This is a genomic window from Kribbella sp. NBC_00889 (assembly GCF_045207705.1).
Taxonomy (GTDB): Bacteria; Actinomycetota; Actinomycetes; order Propionibacteriales; family Kribbellaceae; genus Kribbella.
Map to the genome: position 1 here is coordinate 1,372,586 of NZ_CP108783.1, position 26,336 is coordinate 1,398,921.

Annotated in this window: 23 protein-coding genes; 16 read left to right on the forward strand and 7 right to left on the reverse strand. The window is 68.6% G+C overall.

All coding sequences use genetic code 11. The features are described from left to right. The first annotated feature begins 48 nt into the window (after positions 1-48). From OG817_RS06715 to OG817_RS06730, 4 genes are read left to right on the forward strand one after another with little or no spacing between them, the layout of a single operon-like run. A complete protein-coding gene (locus OG817_RS06715) occupies positions 49-1,398 on the forward strand; it encodes an ammonium transporter (RefSeq protein ID WP_406052840.1) in 1,350 nt (449 codons plus the stop codon). Next, complete coding sequence (locus OG817_RS06720; protein ID WP_329479584.1) at positions 1,395-1,733, forward strand: P-II family nitrogen regulator; 339 nt, start codon at positions 1,395-1,397, stop codon at positions 1,731-1,733. The genes OG817_RS06715 and OG817_RS06720 overlap by 4 nt, the downstream gene beginning before the upstream one ends. Continuing rightward, positions 1,734-3,998 (forward strand): [protein-PII] uridylyltransferase, encoded by a 2,265-nt coding sequence (locus tag OG817_RS06725; protein ID WP_406052843.1) that lies wholly within the window; start codon positions 1,734-1,736, stop codon positions 3,996-3,998. It begins immediately after the preceding gene. 10 nt (positions 3,999-4,008) lie between these two features. Continuing rightward, positions 4,009-5,034 (forward strand): DUF2332 domain-containing protein, encoded by a 1,026-nt coding sequence (locus OG817_RS06730; protein ID WP_406052845.1) that lies wholly within the window; start codon positions 4,009-4,011, stop codon positions 5,032-5,034. Here OG817_RS06730 and OG817_RS06735 read toward each other — a convergent pair. Next, entirely contained in the window at positions 5,023-5,907 is an 885-nt protein-coding gene (locus OG817_RS06735) for an arginase family protein (RefSeq protein WP_406052846.1), read from the reverse strand. The genes OG817_RS06730 and OG817_RS06735 overlap by 12 nt on opposite strands. 135 nt (positions 5,908-6,042) lie before the next feature. On the opposite strand from OG817_RS06735, the gene ffh reads away from it, so the two are divergent. The 7 genes from ffh (at position 6,043) to OG817_RS06770 (ending at position 15,088) form a co-directional block, all read left to right on the forward strand. Next, positions 6,043-7,614 (forward strand): signal recognition particle protein, encoded by a 1,572-nt coding sequence (gene ffh / locus OG817_RS06740; RefSeq protein WP_406052848.1) that lies wholly within the window; start codon positions 6,043-6,045, stop codon positions 7,612-7,614. A gap of 164 nt (positions 7,615-7,778) precedes the next feature. Further along, on the forward strand, positions 7,779-9,113 hold the full coding sequence (locus tag OG817_RS06745; protein ID WP_406052850.1) for a lytic transglycosylase domain-containing protein: 1,335 nt from the start codon (positions 7,779-7,781) through the stop codon (positions 9,111-9,113). Positions 9,114-9,344: 231 nt separating this feature from the next. Next, positions 9,345-10,487: a lytic transglycosylase domain-containing protein gene (locus tag OG817_RS06750; RefSeq protein ID WP_406052851.1), complete on the forward strand. Its 1,143-nt coding sequence runs from the start codon at positions 9,345-9,347 to the stop codon at positions 10,485-10,487. A 24-nt stretch (positions 10,488-10,511) separates the two neighbouring features. Continuing rightward, entirely contained in the window at positions 10,512-11,600 is a 1,089-nt protein-coding gene (locus OG817_RS06755; RefSeq protein ID WP_406052852.1) for an amidohydrolase family protein, read from the forward strand. Between the two features lie 180 nt (positions 11,601-11,780). Continuing rightward, entirely contained in the window at positions 11,781-13,121 is a 1,341-nt protein-coding gene (locus OG817_RS06760) for an N-acetylmuramoyl-L-alanine amidase (protein WP_406052854.1), read from the forward strand. Positions 13,122-13,229: 108 nt separating this feature from the next. Beyond that, the gene (locus OG817_RS06765; RefSeq protein ID WP_406052855.1) at positions 13,230-14,459 is read left to right on the forward strand and encodes a histidine kinase; all 1,230 of its coding nucleotides are present in this window, start codon (positions 13,230-13,232) and stop codon (positions 14,457-14,459) included. After that, a complete protein-coding gene (locus OG817_RS06770) occupies positions 14,450-15,088 on the forward strand; it encodes a response regulator transcription factor (RefSeq protein ID WP_131355058.1) in 639 nt (212 codons plus the stop codon). The genes OG817_RS06765 and OG817_RS06770 overlap by 10 nt, the downstream gene beginning before the upstream one ends. Before the next feature lie 9 nt (positions 15,089-15,097). Here OG817_RS06770 and OG817_RS06775 read toward each other — a convergent pair whose 3' ends face one another. Beyond that, positions 15,098-16,447: an SPFH domain-containing protein gene (locus tag OG817_RS06775; RefSeq protein WP_396394083.1), complete on the reverse strand. Its 1,350-nt coding sequence runs from the start codon at positions 16,445-16,447 to the stop codon at positions 15,098-15,100. A gap of 27 nt (positions 16,448-16,474) precedes the next feature. Beyond that, on the reverse strand, positions 16,475-16,669 hold the full coding sequence (locus OG817_RS06780) for a hypothetical protein (RefSeq protein ID WP_360452250.1): 195 nt from the start codon (positions 16,667-16,669) through the stop codon (positions 16,475-16,477). 119 nt (positions 16,670-16,788) lie between these two features. Here OG817_RS06780 and OG817_RS06785 point away from each other — a divergent pair, with 119 nt between their 5' ends. Both OG817_RS06785 and OG817_RS06790 read left to right on the forward strand, forming a co-directional pair. Then, positions 16,789-17,172 (forward strand): hypothetical protein, encoded by a 384-nt coding sequence (locus OG817_RS06785; protein WP_406052858.1) that lies wholly within the window; start codon positions 16,789-16,791, stop codon positions 17,170-17,172. A gap of 1 nt (position 17,173) precedes the next feature. Further along, positions 17,174-19,420: a caspase family protein gene (locus OG817_RS06790; protein WP_406052859.1), complete on the forward strand. Its 2,247-nt coding sequence runs from the start codon at positions 17,174-17,176 to the stop codon at positions 19,418-19,420. On the opposite strand, the gene OG817_RS06795 is transcribed toward OG817_RS06790, so the two are convergent. From OG817_RS06795 to OG817_RS06810, 4 genes are read right to left on the reverse strand one after another with little or no spacing between them, the layout of a single operon-like run. After that, complete coding sequence (locus tag OG817_RS06795; RefSeq protein ID WP_406057393.1) at positions 19,386-20,207, reverse strand: carbohydrate ABC transporter permease; 822 nt, start codon at positions 20,205-20,207, stop codon at positions 19,386-19,388. The two genes, OG817_RS06790 and OG817_RS06795, sit on opposite strands and share 35 nt — an antisense overlap. Then, positions 20,207-21,139, reverse strand: coding sequence for a sugar ABC transporter permease (locus tag OG817_RS06800; RefSeq protein WP_360452242.1), 933 nt, complete (start codon positions 21,137-21,139; stop codon positions 20,207-20,209). Before OG817_RS06800 ends, OG817_RS06795 begins: the two co-directional genes overlap by 1 nt. Further along, positions 21,136-22,422: an extracellular solute-binding protein gene (locus tag OG817_RS06805; RefSeq protein ID WP_396394085.1), complete on the reverse strand. Its 1,287-nt coding sequence runs from the start codon at positions 22,420-22,422 to the stop codon at positions 21,136-21,138. Before OG817_RS06805 ends, OG817_RS06800 begins: the two co-directional genes overlap by 4 nt. A gap of 5 nt (positions 22,423-22,427) precedes the next feature. Next, positions 22,428-23,375 (reverse strand): carbohydrate kinase family protein, encoded by a 948-nt coding sequence (locus tag OG817_RS06810; protein WP_406052861.1) that lies wholly within the window; start codon positions 23,373-23,375, stop codon positions 22,428-22,430. Positions 23,376-23,505: 130 nt separating this feature from the next. Between OG817_RS06810 and OG817_RS06815 the strand changes: the two genes are divergently transcribed. The 3 genes from OG817_RS06815 to rpsP all read left to right on the forward strand — a co-directional run bounded on the left by OG817_RS06815 (position 23,506) and on the right by rpsP (position 26,334). After that, a complete protein-coding gene (locus OG817_RS06815) occupies positions 23,506-24,258 on the forward strand; it encodes a DeoR/GlpR family DNA-binding transcription regulator (RefSeq protein ID WP_131355030.1) in 753 nt (250 codons plus the stop codon). Beyond that, entirely contained in the window at positions 24,255-25,598 is a 1,344-nt protein-coding gene (locus tag OG817_RS06820) for a 6-phospho-beta-glucosidase (RefSeq protein WP_406052862.1), read from the forward strand. The genes OG817_RS06815 and OG817_RS06820 overlap by 4 nt, the downstream gene beginning before the upstream one ends. 172 nt (positions 25,599-25,770) lie before the next feature. Continuing rightward, the gene (rpsP, locus tag OG817_RS06825; RefSeq protein WP_406052864.1) at positions 25,771-26,334 is read left to right on the forward strand and encodes a 30S ribosomal protein S16; all 564 of its coding nucleotides are present in this window, start codon (positions 25,771-25,773) and stop codon (positions 26,332-26,334) included. The last annotated feature ends 2 nt before the right edge of the window (positions 26,335-26,336 follow it).

A 26,336-nucleotide genomic window follows, 5' to 3' on the forward strand; every position in this document is an offset into this window, starting at 1 on the left:
GGAGTTCCCCCGGCTGAGGGCGCCGGTCACCCCGCAACGATGGAAGGGATGACGTTGATGGAGATCAACGCCGGCGATACCGCCTGGGTCTTGGCAAGCGCCGCCCTGGTGATGCTGATGACACCGGGCCTGGCTTTCTTCTACGGCGGCATGGTGCGCATGAAGAGCGTGCTGAACATGATGATGATGAGCTTCATCACCATCGCCGTCGTCACCATCATGTGGGTGGTGGTCGGCTATTCGCTCACGTTCGCCGGCGACACCGGGCACGTGGTCGGTGACCTCTCCGAGGTCGGCCTGAAGGGCCTGATGTCCCCGGACGCGGTGAGCGGCTCGACGCCGACGCTCGCGTTCGTCGCGTTCCAGCTGATGTTCGCGATCATCACTCCGGCGCTGATCTCGGGTGCCATCGCCGACCGGGCCACGTTCCGGGGCTGGATCGCGTTCGTCGTCGGCTGGACGCTGCTGGTGTACTTCCCGGTCGCGCACTCGGTCTGGTTCCTGCAGGACGGGGAGGGCGGCTGGATCGGCGACAAGTTGAAGGCGGTCGACTTCGCCGGTGGTACGGCGGTGCACGTGAACGCCGGTGCCGCCGCGCTCGCGCTGGCGATCGTGCTCGGCAAGCGGATCGGCTGGAAGAAGGACCCGATGCGGCCGCACAGCCTGCCGCTGGTCATCCTCGGCGGCGGTCTGCTGTGGTTCGGCTGGTTCGGCTTCAACGCGGGCTCGGCGCTGAGCGCCGGCACCACTGCGGCGGTCACCTTCGTGAACACCCAGGCCGCCACCGCCGCCGCCGTGATCGGCTGGCTGATCATCGAGCGGATCCGGCATGGCAAGGCCACCACGCTGGGCATGGCGTCCGGTGCGGTCGCCGGTCTGGTCGCGATCACGCCGTCCTGTGGTGCGGTCACCCCGGTCGGTGCGATCATCCTCGGCCTGCTGGCCGGCGCGGTCTGCTGCTTCGCGGTGTCGCTGAAGTACAAGTTCGGCTTCGACGACTCGCTCGACGTGGTCGGCGTCCACCTGGTCGGCGGTCTGTTCGGCTCGCTGATGATCGGCCTCCTCGGGACGGCGGCGGCCCCGTCGGCCGTGAACGGCCTGTTCTACGGCGGCGGCGTCTCCCAGCTGGGTAAGCAGGCGCTCGCCAACCTGGTGGTGGGTGTGTACTCGTTCGTGGTCGCCTTCATCCTCGGCAAGGTGATCGACAAGACCATCGGCTTCCGGGTCACGGAGGACGACGAGGTCACCGGTGTCGACCAGGTGGAGCACGCCGAGACGGCGTACGACTTCCTGGGCGCGTCGGGTCTGCGGGGGCACACCCCGCTGGCCAGGCCGAGCACCGCTGAGACCGAGAATGGCACCACCGAGACGTCCGAGAAGGAAGGTGCGAACGCATGAAGCTGATCACCGCGGTGGTCAAGCCGCACAAGCTGGAGGACGTTCGGGCCGCGCTGGAGACGTTCGGTGTCACAGGCATGACGGTCACCGAGGCGAGCGGCTACGGCCGGCAGAAGGGGCACACCGAGGTGTACCGCGGCGCCGAGTACGAGGTGGACCTGGTCCCGAAGGTCCGGCTCGAGGTCGTCGTCGAGGACGGTGACAGCGGCGACGTGGTGGACGTGATCGTGAAGGCCGCACAGACCGGCAAGATCGGTGACGGCAAGGTCTGGGTCACCCCGGTCGAGACCATCGTCCGGGTTCGCACCGGCGAGCTGGATGGAGACGCCCTCTAGATGGTGAACCGAGCAGAACAGCGGCGCGTTCGTGCCGAGGAGGCCGACGCGCTGCTGTACCTGCTCCTCTCCAAAGCCTGTGACGCCCTCGGTGTTCCTACCGAGGGCGTCGCCCTGGTCGCGGTCGGGGGCTACGGCCGGGAGGAGCTGTCGCCGTACAGCGACCTCGACGTGATGCTCGTGCACGCCGAGGGGTATCCGCGTGTGGACGAGTTGGCGGCACAGATCTGGTATCCGCTGTGGGACTCGAGGACCAAGCTGGACCACAGTGTCCGGACCTTGGCGGAGGCCCGGCAGGCGGCAGCCGACGATGTCCGCGTCGCCCTGGGTCTGTTGGACGCACGACATGTCGCCGGGGACTCGCACCTCACACTGCAGCTGCGCTCGGTGCTGATGGCGGACTGGCGTCGTACGGCGCGCACGCGGCTGCCTGCGCTGGCGCAGGCGTGCCGGGACCGCGCCACGTCCGTCGGTGAGCTCGCGCATCTCGCCGAGCCGGATCTGAAGGAGGCGTACGGCGGTCTGCGGGATGCCGTCGTACTGCGCTCATTGGTCGCTTCTTGGCTGGTCGACGTACCGCACCCGGTCGTGGAGCGGGCGCGGCTGGACCTGCTCGACATCCGGGACGAACTGCACAAGGTTGCTGGTCGTTCCACCGACCGACTGGTGGCCGACCTGGCCGGTGAGGTCGCGGCCGGGCTGGGCCTGGACGGGCGGGACGAACTGTTGCGGCACGTCTACGCGACCGGCCGGACGCTGGCGCATGTGTGTGACGTGTCGTGGCGGCGGGTGGAGAGCCTGATGACCCGGCCGCCGCGGTCCAGGCGTCGGCAGCGGACTGGTGGACCCCTGCTGCTGGCGCTGGATGACGGAGTCGGTCAGCACGAGGGTGAAGTCGTACTGATGCCGGACGCGCGGCCGGAGCGTGACGCAGTACTTGGCCTCCGGGCTGCTGCTGTTGCCGCGGATCGTGAGCTCGTCCTGTCGCCGGCTGTGTGTGGTCGGCTGGCCAGGAGCGCCATGGCGTTGCCCGAGCCGTGGCCGGGTGAGGCGCGGCGGTTGCTGTGCGCTCTGCTGGGCGCCGGCAGTGGACTGCTCGAGGTGTGGGAGGCGCTGGACCAGGCTGGTTACATCTCGCGGATCCTGCCGGAGTGGGACACGGTCCGGTTCCGGCCGCCGCAGTCCGCGGTCCACCGCTTCACCGTCGACCGGCATCTGCTGGAGACGTGTGTCGAGGCATCCAAGATGCTGCGGGACGTCCGACGTCCTGACCTCCTGCTGGTCTCCGCATTGCTCCATGACTTGGGCAAAGCGATCGATGGGGACCACAGTGTCACCGGAGCTGTGATCGCCGGGACCGTTGCTCGCCGCATCGGATTCACCGAGGCAGACGCCGACACCATCGCGCTGCTGGTCCGGCAGCACCTCATGCTTGCGCAGGTCGCCACTCGCCGAGACCTGGACGACCCGATGACTGTCGACCTGGTCGTGGGCATCGTCCGCACCACCGAGACACTGGACCTGCTGGAGGCCCTCACGTACGCCGACGCACGGGCTGCCGGTCCGGCGGCGGCGTCACCGTGGCGGATGCGGCTGGTCGGTGAACTGTGTCGTCGGGTGCGTGGCGAGCTGTCCGGGGGAGGCGAGGGCATGTGGACCGATGCTCCTCCGGTTCCCGTGCCCACACTGCATCAGGTGGTCGGCGTAGGACGGCTGGGCGTGTCAGTGGCTGACCATCACGGTGACTTGCGCATCAACGTCGCCGTACCCGATCAAGTGGGCACGCTGTCGACCGTTGCCGCCGTGTTGGCGGTTGAGCGGCTCGCAGTACGGTCCGCTGTGATCACCTCCGTTGAGGGCTTGGGTATCTCGCAGTGGACCGTGGCCGGCTCGCTGCCTGATCCGATCCGGCTGCGTGACCGGCTCGCCGTGGCGCTGCGCGACAGCACTGACCTGGTACGACGTTTGGCCGCGCGAGACTCATCCGCGGTGAAGCAACGGCTCGACAGCCGGGTCGACCTCCTGCCCGGAGCCTCAGAGACCGCCACAGTGCTGCAGGTGCGAGCACATGACCGCCCCGGACTGCTGTACGACGTCACCGCGGCAATCGCGTTCACCGGAGCGGACATCCGGTCGGCCCACGTCAGCACACTGGGTGCGGAGTGCGTGGACGTCTTCTACCTCACCGATCCGCAGGGTTCTCCACTCGACGAGGAGGACGCGCGCACGACGGCAAAGACAGTCCTGGATCGCTTGACCTCTTAATGTCAGTGGTGTGCATGTTGTAGAGGCGTTCCAGCATCAAGCGGTTGCCTGTGAGGACCTCGGGTCCCCGATGTACGCCGAACTGCTTCGGCTGATCGTGGACGACTACGAGGTCGGAGGCGTCTCCACCGGAGTACTGGCCGGCTATGAGGATCGCCCGTTCGGTGACGCGATCGCTCTGCGCTTGCTGGCCGCGGTGCACGGTCAGGTACTGGCCGGGGAGGTGCCCGAGCTCGCGGCGTTCTATCCGAGCGTCGGTGGGTCGTGGGACCCGGTGCTGGGCTGGGAGGCGTTCGAGCAGGTCCTGCAGTCACGGTCCGCTGAGCTGCGGGCGTTGCTGACCCAGCCACCGCAGACGAATGAGGTAGGCCGGGCCGCCGCGCTCTACGGCGGTCTGCTGCAGTTGGTCGAGGCCGTGCCGTTGCCGGTCCGGTTGTTCGAGATCGGTGCGAGTGCCGGGCTCAACCTCCGTGCGGACCACTTCCGCTACACCGCGGACGGGACGTCGTACGGTCCGGCCGACAGTCCTGTGGTGTTCGAGGACGCCTGGTCCGGGCAGTCGCTGAAGCCGGCGGTGCTGCGGATCGCCGAGCGGGTCGGGAGTGACATCGCTCCGGTGAACCCACTGACATCGGAGGGCGCACGCACGCTGACGTCGTACGTGTGGCCGGACATGTCGCAGCGGCTGGAGCGGTTGCGCGGTGCGGTGGAGATCGCGCGGCAGGTGCCGGCCGACGTACGACGGGAGGACGCCGTCTCGTTCGTGCGCGGTCTCGAGCTGTCGCAGGGGCATGTGACCGTGGTGTGGCACTCGATCATGTGGCAGTACCTGAGCCGCGACGACCGCGCCGCAGTAGACGAACACCTCGCCGAACTCGGTGCCCAGGCCACCGAGTCGACCCCGCTCGCGCGCCTGCGCCTCGAGCCACTGCCACGAGCAGTCCTGGTCGAGCTGCAGACCTGGCCCGGCGGCGAACGGCGGACCCTCGGCCGAGCCGAACCACACGGTCAAGGTCTCGTCTGGTCAGCTGAGTGACGCGACCAGCGTGTCGGTGAGCTCGGCTGCGTAGACCCCGTCGGGATCCAGATCAGGGTCGAAGATGCCGATGTCGATCCCCATGCAGGCAGGCGAGGCCAACAGCGGGCGCAGGAGCTCTCTGAGCTGGGAGTGGTCGATGCCGCCCGGGTCGGGGCTGTCCACCGCCGGCATCACCTCGGCGTCGAGGATGTCCACATCCAGATGCACCCAGAAGCCGTCGAGCTCCTCCCGCTCGAGATGCTCCAGTACGCCGTCCGCAGCCGACTCCGCCATCATCGTGAGCGCAGACCACACCGGTATCCCGGCCGCCTCGACGTCACCGACGTACTCGTCGTCCTCCCGAATGCCCAATAGGGCAGCATCCGTGTCCTGGACGTACGGCGACAACCCTTCGAGATCGGTGAGGTCCGCCTGGCCGCGTCCCGTGACCAGTGCGAGCGCCTCACCACCCGCTGCCCCGACGTACGGCGAGTTGTCGACGGTGCGGAAGTCGGAGTGGCCGTCGATGTAGATCACGCCGTACCGCCCGCGCCGCTTCAACGCCAAGGCCGGCCCGAGCAGGTTGCTGCACTCACCACCGAGCAGCACCACGAACCGCTGGTCGTCGAACAACTTCGTCAGCCGATCAGCCAGCCGCACCGTGTACGACGCCATCGCCTCGGCGTTGAACACGCCGTCGCCCGGCTTCCAACCCTCCCGGTCGTACCTCGGTGGGGTGACACAGCCCGCGTCGGAAGCGTTGATCCGCTGCAGCAATCCCTGGTCGCGCAACGCCCCGGCCAGCTTGTAGCAGCCCGGCACCGCGCCCTTGACCGGTGGCCGCAATCCCAGGTTCGATGGTCCGTCCAGCGCTACCCGCTGCCTGCCCACTCGAGTCCCCTAACCGATCCGCATGGATTGACCGGTTAGAACCTCGCGGCCTGACCCTCCGGTTGTCAACCGCGCCCGGTAGACTCGGGGAGTTGTCTGGGTGAGCTGGGTTTTCTGAAGAACGGACTGTTCCTGGTGTTCGACACGCTTTCCGATCGTCTGTCCACGGCGTTCAAGAATCTGCGCGGCAAGGGCAAGCTGACCGACGCCGACATCGACGCGACGACGCGGGAGATCCGGATCGCGCTGCTCGAGGCCGATGTCGCGCTGCCGGTGGTGAAGGAGTTCATCGCCGCGGTCCGGGAACGGGCCAGCGGCGCGGACGTGCGCGGCGGCCTGAACCCGGCGCAGCAGGTGATCAAGATCGTCAACGAGGAACTGGTCAACATCCTCGGTGGCGAGACCCGCGAGCTGCGGATGGCCAAGCGGCCGCCGACCGTCATCATGCTCGCCGGTCTGCAAGGTGCTGGTAAGACCACGCTGGCCGGCAAGTTGGCCAAGTGGCTGAAGGAGACCAAGCACCAGACGCCGATGCTGGTCGCGGCCGACCTCCAGCGCCCGAACGCGGTGACCCAGCTGCAGGTGGTCGGCGAGCGTGCCGGCGTGCCGGTGTTCGCTCCCGAGCCCGGTAACGGCGTCGGCGACCCGGTCGACGTGGCCCGCAAGGCGATGGACGAGGCGCGGACCAAGCAGCACAGCGTGGTCATCGTCGACACGGCCGGCCGGCTGGGTGTCGACGAGGTGCTGATGAAGCAGGCCGCCGACATCCGCGACGCGGTCACGCCGGACGAGATCCTGTTCGTGGTCGACGCGATGATCGGTCAGGACGCGGTCACCACCGCCCAGGCCTTCCTCGACGGAGTCGGCTTCGACGGTGTCGTGCTGTCCAAGCTCGACGGTGACGCCCGCGGTGGTGCCGCGCTGTCGATCGCGCAGGTCACCGGCCGCCAGGTGATGTTCGCCTCCAACGGCGAGAAGCTCGAGGACTTCGACGTCTTCCACCCCGACCGGATGGCGTCGCGCATCCTCGGCATGGGCGACGTGATGAGCCTGATCGAGCAGGCGGAGAAGTCGTTCGACGCCGAGGAAGCCGCCAAGACGGCCGCCAAGCTGCAGAAGCGCGGCGGCAAGGACTTCACCCTGGACGACTTCCTCGCCCAGATGCAGTCGGTCCGCAAGATGGGCCCGCTGACCAAGATCTTCGGCATGCTGCCCGGGGCGAACCAGTTCAAGGACCAGCTGGAGAACTTCGACGAGCGCGAGATCGACCGGATCGAGGCGGTCATCCACTCGATGACGCCGGCCGAGCGGACCGATCCCAACATCATCAACGGCTCCCGCCGGGCCCGGATCGCGAAGGGCTCCGGGACCGAGGTCGCCACCGTCAGCGGCCTGGTCGAGCGGTTCTTCGAGGCCCGCAAGATGATGGCCGCGATGGCGTCGGGCAAGGGAATGCCGGGGATGCCCGGTATGCCGGGGATGCCCGGTATGGGCGGCGGTGGCGCGCGGAAGGCCAAGCAGCAACAGAAGAAGGGCAAGAAGCGCGGCTCCGGCAACCCGGCCAAGCGGGCGAACCAGGGCAACTCCCAGCCGGCTCCGCCGCAGCCGGGGCAGCTGCCCGCCGCGTTCGGCGGTGGCGGCCAGGACGCCGGCGACTTCGCGCTCCCGGACGAACTGCGCAAGATCCTCGGCGACGACAAGAAGTGACACCGGGGCGGTGAACGCTCGGTGACGGGGGAGTGGACGCCGCTTCGGCATTTGGTCACTGCATGAAGTGGCGCACCGTTACCGGTTGTCCACGACCCTGCGACGGCTAAGATCGTGCCTACGCCCGGCAAGACTCAGTACTGCGGAAACGTCGAGGGACGCGGATGAGGCAGCAGTTCAAGAACCTGGATACGTGGCGGGGGAAGCTGACCGCCACCTGGGTCTGCCTGGCTCCTCCCATCGCGATGGTCGCCGTGTTCGTCGCGGGCGGCCTCACCTCGAACACGTTCATCGTGGACGCGCACGCGCTGGCCCAACCGCGCCAGGACGCGCAGTTCGACAACTTGGCCGACAACGTCCCGAACCAGCCCGGCGCCGACGGCAGCCTCCCGACCCAGCAGAAGTCGCAGATCGCGGTGCCGGTGACCGGTGCCGTCGACGGCACGGTGCAGCCGATCCCGGGCATCTCCGGTGACGCCTCGGGCATTCCTGGCACCGTGCTGGCGGCGTACCAGAAGGCGGCGAACGATCTCGCGGTGGCGACGCCGGGTTGTCACATCACCTGGCCGTTGCTGGCCGGGATCGGCAAGGTCGAGTCCGCGCATGCCAGCGGTGGCAAGGTCGAGGCGAACGGGAACACTCGCGGCAAGATCCTTGGACCGGTGCTCGACGGTGGCCCGGGGATGGCCGCGATCGCTGACACCGACCAGGGCATGTACGACGGGCATGCTCAGTGGGACCGTGCGGTCGGGCCGATGCAGTTCATCCCGGGGACGTGGAAGGTCTTCGGTGCGGACGGCAACGGTGACGGGGTCAAGGATCCGCACAACGTCTTCGACGCGGCCCGTGCGGCCGGTGACTACCTGTGCTCCGGCGGAGCGGACCTGAGTAATCCGCAGGGGCTCGTGCAGGCGGTGCTGCGCTACAACCACTCGATGGACTACGTGTCGACGGTGCTCCGGTGGATGCAGTCGTACAGCAAGGAGACTGTGACGATCCCGGACACGTCGGGCGTCATCAGCCCGCCGCTGGGCGACAACGGGAACGTCGACGAGAGCAACGACCCGACCCGCGCGGGCGGCACCACGAGTCCCACGCCGACGCCGACGCCGACGCCGCAGCCGTCCACGCCGACGCCGACCGCGAGCCGGACGACGAGCAAGCCGCCGTCGAGCAAGCCGCCCACCCAGGTGCCGAACACGCCGCCGCCGTCGACGACGACGAAGCCGCCGACGACGACCCCGCCGCCGACGACGACGCCGCCGACGACCACTCCGCCGACGACCACGACCCCGCCGACGACCACTCCGCCGACGACGCCGCCGACCTCGGATCCGCCGCCGACGACCTGTACGCCGACGCCCACCCCGACGGACCCGCCGACGACGACACCGACGGAGACCCCGAGCCCGACCCCCACGCCGTGCGACACCAACGCACCCGGGTCGGACGAGAGCACGGCCGCGACTCCGGGCGAGGCGCCCGAGCCGGCCAACTGAGCAACGACCCGCGATCCGGGGCCCGGATACCTCTGGCAACGTAGTTCTGAGCGTTACCCGGGTGCCTGTTTTCGGCTGTGTTGGCGAGTCAGGTAACTTTGCGTCGTCTTGATGTAACTTTCTGGCGTATTGATCGTTGAGGGGATCATGCGCCTAACCCGTAGTGGTAACCGTCGGGTCAAAATCATCATCGCTTCACTGTGCACAGCCCCGCTCCTGGTCGGGGCCATCGTGACAGTCGCCTCGGGCGGAGCCGGTGCCTCCGGTCAGCTCGCGGCGGACAGCCCGGTCGCCCCATCGCCTGGGGCCGGGCTCAACAGCGGTGAGTTCGACGAACTGACGATGGTCGTGCCGCAGCGTCCCGGAGTGGACGGCCGGCTCGGCTCCGATAGACCCGCCCGCGCCGACGTCCCCGTGCAGGGGGCGACCGATGGCCGTTCGGTGGTCCGCCCGGGCCGCCCGGACGCGGTCAACGGCATTCCGCGCGGGGTGTTCCCCGCCTACCGTCGCGCCACCGCGAATCTCGCCGTGGTCCGGCCGAACTGTGGGCTCACCTGGCCGTTGCTGGCCGGGATCGGCAAGGTCGAGTCCGACCATGCCAGCGGCGGCCGGGTCGACGTGGCCGGCACCACCCGGGGCAAGATCCTCGGCCCGGTGCTGAACGGCCGTGCCGGCAACGGCCGGGTCACCGACTCCGACAAGGGCCGGTTCGACGGCGATCTGACCTGGGACCGTGCGGTCGGGCCGATGCAGATCATTCCCCAGGTGTGGGACGAGTTCGGCGCCGACGGCAACGGTGACGGCTTCCGCAACCCGAACAACGTGTACGACGCGGTCACCACGGTCGCGGTCTACCTGTGCTCCGAGGGCGACGACCTGAAGGCACCCCGCGACCTGGTCGCCTCCCTGCTGCGGTACCAGCACTCCAAGGACTTCGTCTCCACGGTGCTGCGGTGGATGCGGGTCTACAGCAAGAACGCCGTACTGATCCCGAACGAGAAGGGCAGCCTGTCGACGGCGAAGTCCACCGGGAACGCGGAGCGCAAGGTCGACCCGCGCCAGGTCCCGGACGTGCCGGACGACAAGACGACCTCGCCGACGCAGCATCCGTCGACACCGGTCGGCGAGCCGACGGTGCCGGATCCGATCGAGACGCCGACGCACAAGCCGACCCGGCCGACGCAGACGCCGACGAAGACTCCGACCAAGACGCCGACCAAGACGCCGACCAAGACACCTACGCCGACGGAAACCCCGACCCAGACGCCGACCGAGACCCCGTCGCAGACGCCGACGGACACGCCGAGCGGGACGCCCTGCACGGCTGAGCCGACCACGCCGAGCTGCACCCCAGGAGGCGGCTCACACGGCTGACGCTTGCCCGGATACGGTCGCGGTATGACCGACTCCGGCGTCCTCAGAATCGTCGGCACGGTGCTGCCGGCCGGCGAACAGCAAGAGCTCCATCTCAGCGGTGGGCTGGTCGTCGACCGGCCCACCGCTGCTGATGTCACCACCGTGCACTCCGGTGGCTGGATCGTGCCCGGTCTGGTCGACGCCCACTGCCACATCGGCCTGGACCAGCGCGGTGCGGTCGACAAGGAAACGCAGGAGGAGCAGGCGATCGCGGACCGCGCGGCCGGTGCGCTGCTGGTCCGCGACGCCGGTTCGGCCGCCGACACCCGCTGGATCGACGAGCGCGAGGACCTGCCCAAGATCATCCGGGCCGGCCGGCACATCGCCCGCTCGAAGCGGTACATCCGCAACTACGGCTGGGAGATCGAGCCGGACGAGTTGGTCGCGTACGTCGAGCAGGAGGCCCGCCGTGCCGACGGTTGGGTGAAGCTCGTCGGCGACTGGATCGATCGGGATGCCGGTGACCTCACCGCCTGCTGGCCGGCCGAGGCGCTCGACGCGGCGATCGCCCGCGCCCACGAGCTCGGCGCGCGCGTCACCGCGCACGTGTTCGGCGAGCACGCCCTGCCCGATCTGCTTGCCGCCGGCATCGACTGCATCGAGCACGGCACCGGCGTACTGCCGGATATGCTCGACCAGATGGCCGCGCACGGTGTCGCGGTGGTGCCGACGCTCATCCAGCTGGAGAACTTCCCGGAGTACGCCGATCAGGCCGCTGCGAAGTTCCCGGTGTACTCGGCTCACATGCGCGACCTCTACGACCGCCGTCTCGAGCGACTCCGGGACGCGTTCGAGGCCGGCGTACCCGTGTATGCCGGGACCGATGCGGGCGGGGTCCTCGGGCACGGCCTGGTGGCGCAGGAGATCCAGGCGCTGACCGGGATCGGGATGTCGGGGGAGCAGGCGCTGGCCGCCGGTTCGTGGGCGTCCCGCGAGTGGTTGGGTGCCCCGAGCACCTTTCGGCCGGGCGAGCCGGCCGACCTGGTGGTGTACGACGAGGACCCGCGGGCGAACCCGGCGGTGCTGACCCATCCGCGGCTGATCGTCCTGCGCGGCCGGGTGGTGAGCTGATCGGGTGGCATGATCGCGTGATCGGCCGACTTCACGCCGTGACGGGAAAAAATTCACCTGAACTCTGGTTTCGGCGGAAGATTTTGGCTTAGCGTGAGCCCGGGACCGCCGACGCCCCTCGGCGGACCGACCAAGGGAAGGAACCGCCCGATGGGGAAAACCGCCCGAGTACCCAGACACGTGTCCACAACGCTCCTGGCCGTCGCGGCCGCCGGCGCACTCGCGCTGAGCGCCCTGCCGAGCAACGCGGCCGAACCGACGCAAACCTCCGGCTCCGCGGGCCTCTCGTCCGCGTTCTACACCGCCGCCGCGAAGTACGACGTACCGCGTGAGGTGCTCGTCGGCGTCGGGTACGCCGAATCGCACCTGGACGGTCACGACGGCCAACCCAGCCAGGCGAACGGCTATGGCGTCATGCACCTGGTCAGCAACGACAAGAACCAGACGATGTCCGAGGCAACCAAGCTCACCGGCCTGCCGCTCGCGCAGTTGTCCAAGGACAACGCGTCGAACATCCTCGGCGCCGCCGCGGTCCTGGACTCGTACGCCGACCAGGCCGGTCTCACCGATCGGTCCAACCTCGGCAAGTGGTACGGCGTGGTCGCGAAGTACTCGCACTCCGCCGACGGGCCGACCGCCCGGCTGTACACCGACGAGGTCTACCGGATCATCGGCGCGGGTGTCCGCGCCGCGGGTGTGACCACCGAGCCGAAGAAGGTCACGCCGGTCCTCGGCGCCTACGCCAACGTCACCCCGCTCGGCACCCGCACACCGGCCTCGGTCGCGGCGGTCGACTACCCGGGCGCGATCTGGAACGCGGCCAGCACCAGCAACTACCGGGTCGGCCGGAACGCGGCGATCTCCACCATCGTCATCCACGTGACGCAGGGGTCGTACGCAGGCACGATCAGCTGGTTCAAGAACCCGTCGGCGCAGGTCAGCTCGCACTACGTGATCCGGTCGAGCGACGGCCAGGTCACCCAGATGGTGGCCGAGAAGGACACGGCCTGGCACGTGGGCTCCGAGAACGGCTACACGATCGGCATCGAGCACGAGGGCTTCGTCGATCAGCCCTCCTGGTTCACCGACGCGATGTACCGCTCGTCGGCCGCGCTGACCCGCAACATCGCGGACCGCCGGGGCATCCCGAAGGACCGGGCCCACATCAAGGGCCACGTCGAGATGCCGAACCAGACCCACACCGACCCGGGTCCGAACTGGAACTGGGACTACTACATGGAGCTGGTGAACGGAGGGAACCCGAACCCGCCGGAGTACAACTTCACCACCTACGGCACCGGCGTCCGGGTCCGCTCGGCCCCCAGCCTCACTGCCTCCATCATCACCGAGCTGCCCGGCCCGACCCAGGTGTTCGTCACGTGCCAGGTGCAAGGCGACCCGGTGACGGCCGAGGGCACCACCAACGCCTGGTGGGCGAAACTCCGCGACCAGGGCGGCTACATGAGCAACATCTACATCCAAGACCCGAATCCAAAGCTCCCGGGCGTCCCTGAGTGCTGATCACGACAGGAGGCCCGGGGGGATCACCCGGGCCTTCTGGTGTGCTGGAGCCCGAACAGTAGAGCCTGCTGTACCGACCATGGCGTCCGGTTGGCGCACGATTGAGACATGTTGACCAAGATCCTGTCACGGGGCATGCCGGCCAGCGGCTATCTGATGGTCCGCTTCCTGAAGTCGCTGGTGCTGCTTCCTACGCTGCCGATCGGCCTGCTGCTGGGCTGGATCATTCCGGACCTCACCGCCGGTCTGGTGCGACTGGCCAACATCGAGCGGTACCGCGCCGCGTCGTACCTCGGTGTGCCGGAGCCCGAGCTGCTGCCACGGGCGGCGCGCCGCCGGCCGGGCGATGTCGTCGCGCTGTTCAAGGACAAGTCGTTCAAGCGCAGTCTGCGGTGTCTGCTGATGCCGCTGGTGATGATCCCCGAACTGGTGGTTGCGGTCGTCTCGGTGGCCGGAGCGCCCTCGGCACTCATCAGCATGGCAACGTGGAAGTTCAACAACGGCGCCAGCCTGATGGCGCTCGACGTCGACAGCTGGACCAGGGCATTGACGCTCGGTCCGCTGCAAGTGCTGGTCAGTCTTAGCTTCCTCTGGTGGGTAGCGCCGGCCCTGGCGCGCGGCCACGCGAAGGCAGCACTCGATCTGCTTGCGCCGACCGAGTCCCAGTTGGAGACGGCCAGGTTGGAGCAGCGGGTGGAGGAGCTGACCAAGAGCCGGGCTGGTGCGGTGGATTCGCATGGTGCCGAGTTGCGGCGTATCGAGCGGGATCTGCATGACGGTACGCAGGCGCAGTTGGTGTCGCTGGCGATGCGGATCGGGCTCGCCAAGAAGACCATGGCGGACGACCCGGAGAAGGCGGCCAAGCTGCTCGACGACGCCCGCGACGGCGCGGAGCAGGCCATGCACGAGCTGCGCGGCGTACTGCGGACCATGTACCCGCCGATCCTCGCCGACCGCGGTCTGGCCGGTGCAGTCTCCGCACTGTGCGCCCGCTGCCCACTACCGGTCGACCTCCGGCTGGGTGAGCTCGGGCAAGTACCCGCGCCTGTCGAGGCGGCGGCGTACTTCGTCGTCGCCGAGTCGCTCACCAACATCACCAAGCACTCTGCCGCTGGACACGTCGACGTACTGATGGAACGGCGGGATGCGGAGCTGCACCTGGTGATCACCGATGACGGGATCGGGGGAGCGCGGATCAACGACCGGTCGGACCTGCTCGGCCGGGGGAGTGGTCTGCATGGCATGCTCCACCGGGTGCAGGCGATCGACGGTCAGCTGGAGTTGCAGAGCCCGATCGGTGGGCCGACCACCGTCGAGGTGATCCTCCCGTGCGGGTGATGATCCTCGAGGACAACCCGATCCTTGCCGAGGGCCTCGGTTTGCTGCTGGGCAACTCCGGCTTCGAGGTGGCCGCGGTCGCCGCCGACGCGGACGGGTTCGCGAAGGCGATCGCCGAGCACGAGGTGGACATCGCGGTGGTCGACGTACGGCTGCCGCCCACCTTCACCGACGAGGGTCTGCGGGCCGCGATCGAGGCCCGCCGGGTGCGGCCCGGCCTGCCCGTCCTGGTGTTCTCGCAGTACGTCGAGGAGGTCTACGCGGCCGAATTGCTCGCCGCCGGAAGTGAGGGCGTCGGGTACCTGCTCAAGGACCGCGTCTCCCGGGTCGACGAGTTCCTCGAAGCGGTACGCCGGGTCGCCGCCGGAGGAACCGTGCTGGACCCCGAGGTGGTGAGCCAGTTGATGGTGAAGCGGAGCAGTCCGCTGGACCGGCTCACCCCTCGGGAACGCGAGGTACTCGCACTCATGGCGCAAGGACTGGGTAACACGGCGATCGCCGACCGCCTGGTCGTCACCGAAGGCGCCGTCCACAAACACGTCGGCAACGTCTTCCTCAAGCTCGACCTACCGCCAACGGATGCCGGCCACCGCCGCGTCCTCGCAGTCCTCGCCTACCTCGGTCTCTGACCCAGCCGATCAGGCCGGCTGGTCGGGCACCGACTCGAGCGCCGGCTTGTGGTCCTTCGGGGTGCTGAGGGAGTCGATCAGCTGCTTGGCCAGGGCGAACCCGGAGCCGCCCATCGTGATCGTCTTGACCAGGGTGTCCTCGATGCCCTGGGCACCGTTCAGCACGACCATGTTGCCGACCTTCTCGAACGAGCCCGCCGCCGCGGCGACGATCTCCGGGTAGGCCTCGGCCAACTGCTGCGCGACGACCGCGTCGGTGTTGGTGGCCAGCGCCTCGGCCCGGGCCTTGATACCGGCCGCCTCGGCCATGGCCTTCGCCTGGACGGCGGCGGCCTCGGCCTTACCGGTCAGCTCGGTCGCCTTCGCCTGGGCCTCACCGCGCAGCTGGACCTCCTTGGCGTTCGCCTCGGCGGCCGCGATCTGAGCGTCGCGGGCAGCCTGGGCCAGCGTGCGCTGCCGGTACGCCTCGGCGTCCGCCGGCTTCAGCACCGACGACTCCAACTGCTTCTCGGCCAGCGAGGCGTTCAGCTTCGCGGTCTCCGTTTCGGCGACGACGACCTCCTGCCGGGCCAGCGCCTCGGCCAGCGGACCGGACTGCGACGCCTTCGAGTTCGCCTGATCGACCTCGGCCTGGTAGCCGGCCTGGGCGATCGAGCTCTCCCGCACCGCCGCGGCCTTCTTCGCCGCCGCGGCCTGCTCGCGCTCGGTCGCCTCCCGGTCCCGCTCGGCCTGCGCGATCCGGGCCGCGGCCTCGACCGCGGCGGCCTGCGGGCGGCCGAGGTTCTTGATGTAGCCGGACTCGTCGTCGATCTCCTGGATCTGCAGCGAGTCGACCACCAGGCCGAGCTTCTCCATGTCGCCGGCCAGCGAGCCGCGGATGTTCGTGGTCAGCGTCTCCCGGTCGTGCAGCATCTCCTCGACCGTCGTCGAGCCGACGATCGCGCGCAGATGACCCGCGAACAGCTCGTGGATCGTGCTCATCACCTGCTCGTCGCTCTGCTCCAGGAACCGCCGGGCCGCGTTCGCGATCGAGCCGTAGTCGTCACCGACCTTGTACGCCGTCACACCCTTGATGTGCAGCGGGATGCCCTGGCTGGACACGCAGGTGACGGTCAGCGGCGTCGCGCGGATGTCCAGCGGCAACCGCCGTACGGTCTGGAATCCCGGCAGGACCGCGGTGCCGCGGCCGACGACGATCTTGAAGCCGAGGGTCTCGTTGACCTGCTCCTGGCTCGAGTGCGCGCCGAGACCGGAGATGATCAGCGCCTCGTTCGGCTCCGCCACCCGCCAGACCATCCGGAACACGATCAGAAGGACGACCACCGCCACCGCGGCGATGATCACGTACGTCCAGAGCATTTCCCCTCCAGGGAACGGAACGATGAATCAGATGGCGCGAGCGACGTAGACAGTGCGCGGCGGGTCGTAGTCGACGACCACCACCTGCGTGCCCACCTCGATCACCTCGTCGGTCGCGGGGTAAGCGTAGAAGGCCTCGGTGGCACCCCGGACCGGCAGCATCACCTCGCCGACGATCCCAGGTGCGATCCGCCCGATCACGCGCCCCCGTTTGCCTACCATGACGCCCCTCCGACGTACCGCGGCTGCTCTGGGTTCCGCAGCTTAACGCCTTGTGGCCCGGACGCTCGCGGGCGCATGGTGGAGGCATCGACGCGCGGCCTGGGGGCGGGGGAGGGGTCATGGGCGCGGAGGTACGGCTGGGGGTCGTCGAAGAGGGGTCGGACGACGCACGGCTCGAGGAACTGGCGTTGCTGCTCCGGGAGGAGTTGCTGACGCTCGACGTACGGTCGGTCGAGCCGTACTACGAAGGCGAAGCACCGGAGGGATCGCGGAGTGCTCTCGCCGCGATCGCCGGCATGCTCAGCGTCTCGGTGGCCCCAGGGGTGCAAGCGGTCGGTGCGATCGTGGCGGTGGTCCGCGGCTGGCTGCGCCGGTCCGGCAACGAGCGGACGGTGAAGCTCACGATCGACGGAGACGTGATCGAGCTGACCGGCGCCAGCGACCAGGCCCAGCAGCAACTGGTGGATGCGTTCGTCCGAAGGCACTCCATGGCGGACGGGTGAGATGGACGGCAAGAGGGTCGCGCTCGTCATCGCCAACGACCAGTACGACGATCCCGGTCTGCGCAGGCTTGTCGCGCCCGCCCAGGACGCGGCCGCACTGGCGGAGGTGCTGGCGGATCCGTCGGTCGGCGGGTTCGCGGTGCAGGTCCTGCACAACGAGTCCGCCCAGGAGATCCGGTTCGCGGTCGAGGACTTCTTCGCCGATCGCGCGCCGGAGGATCTGCTGTTACTGCATTTCTCCTGCCACGGTCTGAAGAACTCCGCGGGGGAGTTGTTCCTGGCCGTCGCCGACACCAAGCCGAACCGGCTCGCGTCGACCGCGCTGGCCGCGGACTTCGTCAACCGGCAGATGGCGGACAGTCGCGCGCAGCGGATCGCACTGTTCCTCGATTGTTGCTACGGCGGCGCGTTCCCGCGTGGCATGGTCGTGCGCGCGTCCGGTGAGGCGCAGGTACGCGACGCCTTCGTCGGCCAGGAAGAGGTCGGCGGCGGACGTGGACGCGTGGTGGTGACGGCCTCCAGCGCGATGGAGTACGCCTTCGAGGGCGGGCAGTTGGCGACCGCCGCCACCACGCCGGCGCCGTCGGTGTTCACCAGCGCCGTGGTGGACGGCCTGACGACCGGCGAGGCGGATCGGGACGGCGACGGGTGGGTCGGGCTCACGGAGTTGGTCGGGTTCGTCACCGATCGGGTCCATCGGGTCACTCCGAATCAGAACCCGCAGATGTGGACGTTCGGATCGCAGGGAGAGCTGCTGATCGCGCGCAGCCGGGTCCGCCGGATCACGCCCACGCCGCTTGCGCCGGCTCTGCTCGAGGCGATGGAGAGTCCGTTGCCGGCGGCAAGGTTCGGCGTGGTCGACTACCTGCGCGAACGGTTGGACGGCGACGACCTCGGGCAGGCGTACGCCGCTTGGCAGGCACTGCACCGGATGGTCGCCGACGACAGCCGCAAGGTGTCCGAGGCCGCCGGCGAGGCGATCGCCTCAGCGGTCCCGCGGGTGACGCCTGGCGAGGTCGAACTCGGCGAAGCTGTGCCGAGCGTTGAGCTGCAGGTCGAAGGCCCGCCGGTCGCCCGAACTGCCGTGGCGTCGCCTGGTGCCGCCTGGGTCCGGGTCGAACAGGACGGCATGACTATCCGAGTGAGCGCCGACCCTGCCGACCCCGGCACCCACGAGTCCTCGCTCATCGTCGCCGGCCCAACCGGCGAATGCACAGTCCCCGTCCACCTAACCCTCCCCGAATCCAAACCCGCGCCACCACCACCCCGTCCCGAGCCGGCTGCCGCGTCCGGCGTGGCACCCATTGCCGAGCCTGCCCCTGTGTCCGCGCCGGGGCTTGAGACGGCCTCTGCCTTGAAGGCGGCACCTGTTGCCGAGCCGGCCGCTCTGTCTGAGCCGGAGCCTGAGGCGGCCGCCGCGTCCAAGCCAGTTCCTGTTGCCGAGACGGAGCCCGAGCCGACATCCAAACCCGTGCCACCGTCTCTGCCCTCCGCGCAACCCGAGGCTGGATCCGCGCCTCCGTGGTGGGCGATCGCCGTACTGGCGCTCGGTGGTGTGGCGCTCGTCTACCTGAACTGGCCCGGTCCGCTGCATTCGCAGTACCTGTGGAGCGACAGCGATACCGGGTGGTGGGTGTACCGCAGCTGGGGCGACGCTGCGATCCTGGCGTCGGTCTGTGCGGTGGTGGCGAGCCTGGTCGCTCGGTGGTCGGGACCGCTGGCGCTCGGTGTCGTCGCCGGGTGTGCTCTCTCGGTGCTCGAGGACGGCGTGGTCATCCTCGGCGGAGGCATCTCGGCGGACGAGACCACGCCGTGGGCCCTCTCGACGGTTGTCACGGCCGCGATGGTCGCCGTACTGCTGATCGTGCTCCGACCGACGAGTTGGCGGTACTGGCCCGTCCCGCTGGCGGCCGCGGCGCTGGTCGTTGCCGGTGGCGTCTTGATACTGGTCAGCGCCCTGATCCACCACCCGGACGGCTATTCCTGGTTCACGGTCACGAAGCTGGCTCTGATCGAGCCCGTCTTCACGGCGGGGCTGGGTTGGCTCGCTGTGGCCGCGACCGACAAGCGAAGCCGGATCTGGCTGGGTGCGGCGGTGACGACGGTCGCAGTGATGAGTTGCATCTCCGTCATCCCCGCCCTGACCCAGGGCAACTCGCCGCCGGCCTTCGTCACCGCCGTCCTCGGGAACGTGCTGGTCGTGGCCGGCGTGCTCAGCCGCGAATTGCGCCTTCAGTCGCGCCCTTGATGAACTGGCGGGCGAAGAGTGCGAAGACGATGATCAGCGGAATCATCGCCAGCAGGGCACCGGTCATCACCATGCTGTAGTCGACACCGTGGGACCGATTCAGCTGGGACAACGCCACCTGGAGCGTGAGGTGGTCGGGGTTGGTGAGCACGATCAGCGGCCAGAGGTAGTCGTTCCAGGACGCGACGAACGTGAAGATGCCCAGGAACGCCAGCGCCGGCCGGGCCGAGGGGAGCGCCACGTGCCAGTACGTCCCCATGAACCCGCAGCCGTCCAGCGTCGCCGCCTCGACCAGCTCGTCGTGGATGGAGCGCTGGAAGTACTGCCGCATCCAGAAGATGCCGAACGCGTTCGCCGCACCCGGGATGATCAGCGCCTTCAGCGAGCCGACCCAGCCGAGCGCGACCATCGTCTGGAACTGCGGGATGGTCGCCAGCTGTGCGGGCAACAGCATCGTCGCCAGCAGGATCACGAACAACGCGTTCCGGCCGGGGAACCGGAACTTCGCGAACGTGAACGCGGCCAGCGAGTCGAAGAACAGCACCAGCACCGTGGCCGAGACCGCCACGATCGCCGAGTTGCCCATCGACTGGAAGAACGCGATGTTCGTCAGCACATGGTGGATGTTGTCGTCGAGCTGCGAGCCGAAGGTGAACTTCGGCGGGAACCGGTAGATGTCCGCCGTGGTGTTGGTTGCCATCACCAACGACCAGTAGAACGGGAACAGCGAGATCAGTGCCGTCACCGCCAGGCCCACGTGCAGCAGGATCCGTCCACGCCGCCTGATCATGAATCACTCCTGCCCCGGAACAGCCGCCAGTTGATCGCCGTCACCAGCAGCACGAGCATGAAGATGCTCAAGGCAACGGCTGCCGCGTAGCCGTAGTCGTTGGCGACGAACGCCTGGGTGTAGAAGTACATGACCGCGGTCAGGCCGCTCTGGCCCGCGCCACCGCTGGTACCGACCATCACCTGCGGTTCGGTGAACGTCTGCAGACCGCCGATCGTCGACATGATCACCGTGAACAACACCACCGGCCGCAGCTGCGGCAGTGTGATCGAGAAGAACGTCCGGACCGGTCCGGCGCCGTCCACCTTGGCCGCCTCGTACTGCTCGGTCGGGATCGCCTGCAATCCGGCCAGGTAGATGATCGTGTTGTACCCGGTCCACTGCCACACGATCATCGTCGAGATCGCGATCTTGATGCCCCACGGCTGCCCGAGCCAGTCCTCGGTGGGCAGTCCCAGCGACCGCAGGCCGGCGTTGATCAGACCGAAGTTCGTACTGAAGATCGCGCCGAAGAAGATCGCCGCCGCGACCAGCGAGGTGATGTTCGGGACGAAGTACGCGAACCGGTAGACGCTGCTGAACCGCACCGCCGAGTGCAGCATCACCGCCAGCAGGAGCGCCAGGCACAGCGTCGGTGCGGTCGACATGACGAACAGCACCAGCGTGTTCCACAGCGACAGCCAGAACGTGTTGTCCTCGATCAGGAACTTGAAGTTCTGCAGCCCGACCATCTGCCGCGCCCCGAGCCCGTCCCACTTCTGGAACGCGAGCAGGATCGTGGACGCGACCGGGTACAGCCCGAAGACGACGAACAGGATGTAGAACGGCGACAGGGCCAGGTAGAACCGCCAGTACGACCGGACCGGACGTTTCCGCCCGGATCCCGTCGTACCGACGTCGCTGCGGGGCGCCGTGGCGGTCAGGGTCACTGCACGCCCTGACGTTTGCCGATCTGCTTCGCTTGCGCGACCGCGTCCTTCCAGGCCTGCTCCGACGACTTGCTGCCGGACTGCACAGTCTTCAGCTGGGTCCCGTACGGCGCTCCGACCGCGGAGTCGAGCGGTGCTTCGTACGCGATCGGGATGGCCTTGGCGGCCGGACCGAACACGTCGATCGGGACCTGCCCGCCGAAGAACGGGTCGGCTGCCTTCAGTTGCGGCATGTCGTACGCCTTCGGGGCGGCCGGGAAGATCTGAGCGTCGGCGAACGCCTTGGCCTGGTTGTCCGCGCTGAGCATGTACTTGATCACCTCGAACGCGGCGGACGGGTCGGCGGCGTTCTTGGTGATGCCGAGGAACGAGCCACCGAAGTTCGCCGGGCCGCTCGGGGTCGGTGCCAGCCGCCACTTGCCCACGCTGGTCTTGCAGGCCGCCTTCACGTCCAGCGCGACCCAGGCCGCACCGGACAGCGCCGGCACCGTGCCCTGGTCGAGTCCGGCGTTCCAGTCCGGCGTACCGCCGAGGGTCTTCGCGTCGACCTTGGTGTTGATCGCCTTCACCGCCAGGTCCCAAGCGCGGCGGATGTGGTCCTGGTCGCCGATGAACTTGTTGTCCTTGTCGATGTAGCGCTCGGTGCCCTGGCTGACGATGATCCCGTACATGTCGGTCGCGTCGGACACGATCAGCGCCTTCGGGTTCTTCGCCTTCAGCTCCAGACCGGCCGCCAGCAGGTCGTCCCAGGTCTTCAGTTGCGCTGCCACCTCGTCCGGCTTGCCGGGCAGTCCGCCCGCGGTGAACACGTCCTCGCGGTAGAACAGCGCGGTCGGGCCGATGTCGATCGGGATGCCGAGCAGCTTGCCGTCCAGCGTGGTGGCCTGCTTGACCTTCCACTCCAGGTAGTCGCCGAGGATGTCCTTCGCGCCGACGGTGTTCAGGTCGACGAACCGGTCCGCCTGCGGCAGCCAGGAGGCGATGTCCTCGCCCTTGAGCCCGGTGATGTCGGGGATGTTGGTGCCGCCGTTGAACGTGGTCAGCAGCTTCTGCTTGAAGTCGTCGCCGATCTCGGAGTACTTGATGTGCTGGTCCGGGAAGTGCGCGATGGTGTCGTCCAGCACGGACTTGCCCAGTCCGCCCGGCCAGCACCACAGCGCGATGTTGCCCGAGGCATTCTTCTTCGTGGACGAGGCGTCCATCCCGGACGAGCAGCCGACAAGGGAACCGCCGAGCACGGCTGCGAAGCCCCCAGCGAGCAGCGTCCGACGTGAGAGCTCCATGGTTCTTACCTTCCTGAGTGGGCGCTGATCAGCGCTTCGAGGTGATGGTCTTCGGGATGCGCGGCCTGCCACGCCGACAGGTCCTCCCAGCGGGGCGCCGCGTCGGCACCGCCGAGCCGGGTCACCGACAGGGCCGCGGTGAGCGCGGCGAAGCGCACCCGCAGCTCCAGCGGCAGATCCCACAGCGTGGCCGCGATGAAGCCGGCGGCGAACACATCACCCGCCCCGGTGGTGTCCGCCGCCTGCACTGGATACGCCGGTACGGCGACCCGCTCGCCGGTGCCGGCGTCGATCGCCAGGGCGCCGGCGGCGCCGTTCGAGACGACGACCTGCGGCACCAGTTCGGCCAGCCGGTCGAGCGCCTGCTCCGGACTGTTCGTCCGGGTGTAGTTCATCGCCTCGTCGGCGTTCGGCAGGAACACGTCACAGTGCTCGAGCTGGTCGAGTACTGCGGGATCCCACCGCTCCGACGGATCCCACCCGACATCGGCGAACACCACGCAACCGGCCGCCTTCGCCTTCGCCAGCCACTCGTTCGGCCAGGGGCCGATGTGGGCGGCGACAGCTCGAGCGGCCGGCGGCGCAGTGATCAGCTCGTCGGCCGACAGCAGGGGAGGGGTGCCCCGGGTGACCAGTGCCCGATCGTTGTCATAGGCAAGGGCCACCGTCAACGGGGTCCGCCAGCCGGCGAGCTTGCGGGAGAGAGTCAGATCGATGCCCTCGTGCGCCAGCCGGTCCCAGACGCTGTCGCCGTCGGGATCGGCGCCGAAGGCCGCGGCCAGCCCCGTGCGCAGGCCGAGCCGAGCCAGTGCGACGGCGAAGTTCGCGATGCCGCCCGGGCTCTCCTGTGAGTCGGTGGCCCACACCTCGGTGCCGGGCCGCGGCGGCGTGGGCAGGCCGAGCACCAGGTCCTGGAAGACCAGGCCGGACACAACCACGTCCAGCTCACTCATCTACTTTCCACCACACTTCTGCAGGGTCGATCAAACTCGTGCATGAATCTTGAAACGCTTGCGCAAGATACGCAATACCTGCCCATAACTTTGACTGAAAATGACGGAGTTTGCGTGATACGGTCTGGGTGTGTTGCCGAAGCAGCGACAGGATCAGATCATCCGCGCGCTCCGGGCCGACGGGGCCGGGGGCGTCAAAGTGCTGGCCACGCGACTCGGGGTCAGTGAGGCGACGATCCGCCGCGACCTCGAGCAACTGCACGCGGAAGGCCGATTGACCCGTGTGTACGGGGGTGCGCTCGCGGTTGACGGTGGAGACGAGCCGTTCGCGGACGTCAACGCCGTACATGCCGCGGAGAAGGACCGGATCGCGCGGCGGGCCGCTGAGCTGGTGAACGATGGCGAGTCGTTGCTGCTCGACATCGGTACGACGGCGTTGCGCGTCGCCCAGCATCTGCATGGCCGGTCGTTGACGGTGGTCACCAGCAATCTCGCCGTACTGGAGGAGCTGGAGAACGACGAGCAGATCGAGCTGATCGTGCTCGGTGGGTTCGTCCGGCGGAGCTATCGCTCGCTGGTGGGGTATCTGACCGAGGAGAGCCTGCGGCAGATCCACGTCGACTGGCTGTTCCTCGGCACCAGCGGAGTGCGGCCGGACGGGCGGGTGATGGACAGCACGATGATCGAGGTACCGGTGAAGCGCGCGATGATCCAGGCCGCCGACCGGGTGGTGCTGCTGGCGGACGCGACGAAGTTCCCGGGCCATGGCGTCGGGCGGGTCTGCGATCCGGGGGAGCTGTTCATGGTGGTGACCGAGCCCGGCGCCGACGAGGTGACCCGGGCCCAACTGACAGAGGCGGGCGTACAGGTGGTGCTTGCGTGAGACTGACAATCCTTGGCGGCGGGGGATTCCGGGTGCCGCTGGTGTATCAGGCGTTGCTCGGAGACCGGGGTACCGGCCGGATCACGTCGGTGGCGCTGTTCGACACCGATCGGACTCGGCTGACGTCGATCGCGGCGGTGTTGCGGCAGCAGGCCGCGGGCGTCGCGGACGCGCCGGTGGTGACCGAGACGACAGACCTGGACGAGGCGCTGCGCGGTGCGGACTTCGTGTTCTCCGCGATCCGCGTGGGCGGGCTGGAAGGGCGGACCGTCGACGAGCGGGTCGCGCTGGACCTCGGCGTACTCGGTCAGGAGACGGTCGGGGCCGGCGGGATCGCCTATGGGCTGCGCACGGTGCCGGTTGCGGTGGGGATCGCCCAGCGGATCGCAGCGGTGGCGCCGCAGGCGTGGGTCATCAACTTCACCAACCCGGCCGGGATGGTGACCGAAGCGATGATCCCGTACCTGGGCGACCGGGTCATCGGGATCTGTGACTCCCCGTCCGGACTGGGGCGCCGGGCCGCGCTGGCGCTCGGAGTGGACCCATCGACGGCGTTCTACGACTACGCGGGGCTGAACCACCTGGGCTGGCTGCGAGGCTTGCGGTCCGGTGGAGTCGACCGGCTGCCGGCGTTGCTGGAGTCCTCCGACGCGTTGTCGTCGTTCGAGGAGGGGCGGCTGTTCGGAGCGGACTGGTTGCGGTCGCTGGGCGCCATTCCGAACGAGTACCTGCATTACTACTACTTCGCCCGCGAGACGCTGGCCGCCGTACAGGCTGTGCAGCAGACGCGGGGCAAGTTCCTGCTGGAGCAGCAGTCCGCGTTCTATGCGGAGACGGTCCGGCATCCGGAGCGGGCGCTGGAGTTGTGGCAGAAGACCCGGGCCGAGCGTGAGTCGACGTACATGGTGGAGAGTCGCGAGGTCGCGGACGCTGGTGAACGCGACGAGCGGGACATGGCCGCCGGGGGTTACGAGCAGGTCGCGCTGTCGCTGATGCGGGCGATCGCCCACAACGAGCGCGCCTCGCTGATCCTGAACGTGCGCAACCGCGGAGTGCTGCATCACCTGGACGACGACGCGGTGGTGGAGATCCCGTGCACGGTCGATGCGAACGGCGCGCTGCCGGTCACGGTGTCCCAGCTGACCGACCACCAGGCCGGGCTCATCTGCTCGGTCAAGGCGGTCGAGCGCTCGACGATCGAGGCTGCTGTCAGTGGCTCCCGGTCCGCCGCGCTGCGCGCCTTCGCCTGGCACCCCCTGGTCGACTCCGTGACCGCGGCTGGCAAGCTGCTGGAGTCGTATGCCGAGCAGCTGCCGGACCTGGCCCGGTTCCGGGCTTGACACCGGATTGGGTGGTGGGGTCGGAATCTGGCACAATGGCCTGCTGAGTCCGTCCAGGTTCGTGCAGCCCTCTAACTCCACTGCCCGGCCGGCCCATTCGAGTGGTCACCCGTTGTCCCCACGACGCTGTGCTGCTCACCCAGACATGTAATCCGAGGGAGACCCCACAAACGTGGCTGTCAAGATCCGTTTGAAGCGCATCGGCAAGAAGCGTGCGCCGCACTACCGCATCGTCGTGATGGACGCCCGGACCAAGCGGGACGGTCGCGCCATCGAGGAGATCGGGAAGTACAACCCGAAGACCGAGCCGTCGTTCATCCACGTCGAGTCGGACCGGGCGCAGTACTGGCTGAGCGTCGGCGCGCAGCCGACCGAGGCCGTCGAGGCGATCTTCAAGGCCTCTGGCGACTGGCAGAAGTTCAAGGGTGAGGCCGCTCCGGCGCCGCTGCGGGTCAAGGAGCCCAAGCGGGACAAGCAGGAGATCTTCAACGAGGCGCTGGCCGAGGCCCACGGCACGCTGAAGACCGAGGCCACCACCGCCAAGAAGTCGGCGGCGAAGAAGGCGGACAAGAAGGACGACGCGCCGAAGGACGAGGCCGCCAAGGCCGACGCTCCCAAGGCTGACGCTCCCAAGGCTGACGCTCCCAAGGCCGACGCTCCCAAGACTGAGGCGCCGAAGGCTGAGGCCGCCGAGGCCCCGGCTGAGGCCGCGCCGGCCGACGACGCCAAGGCCTGACC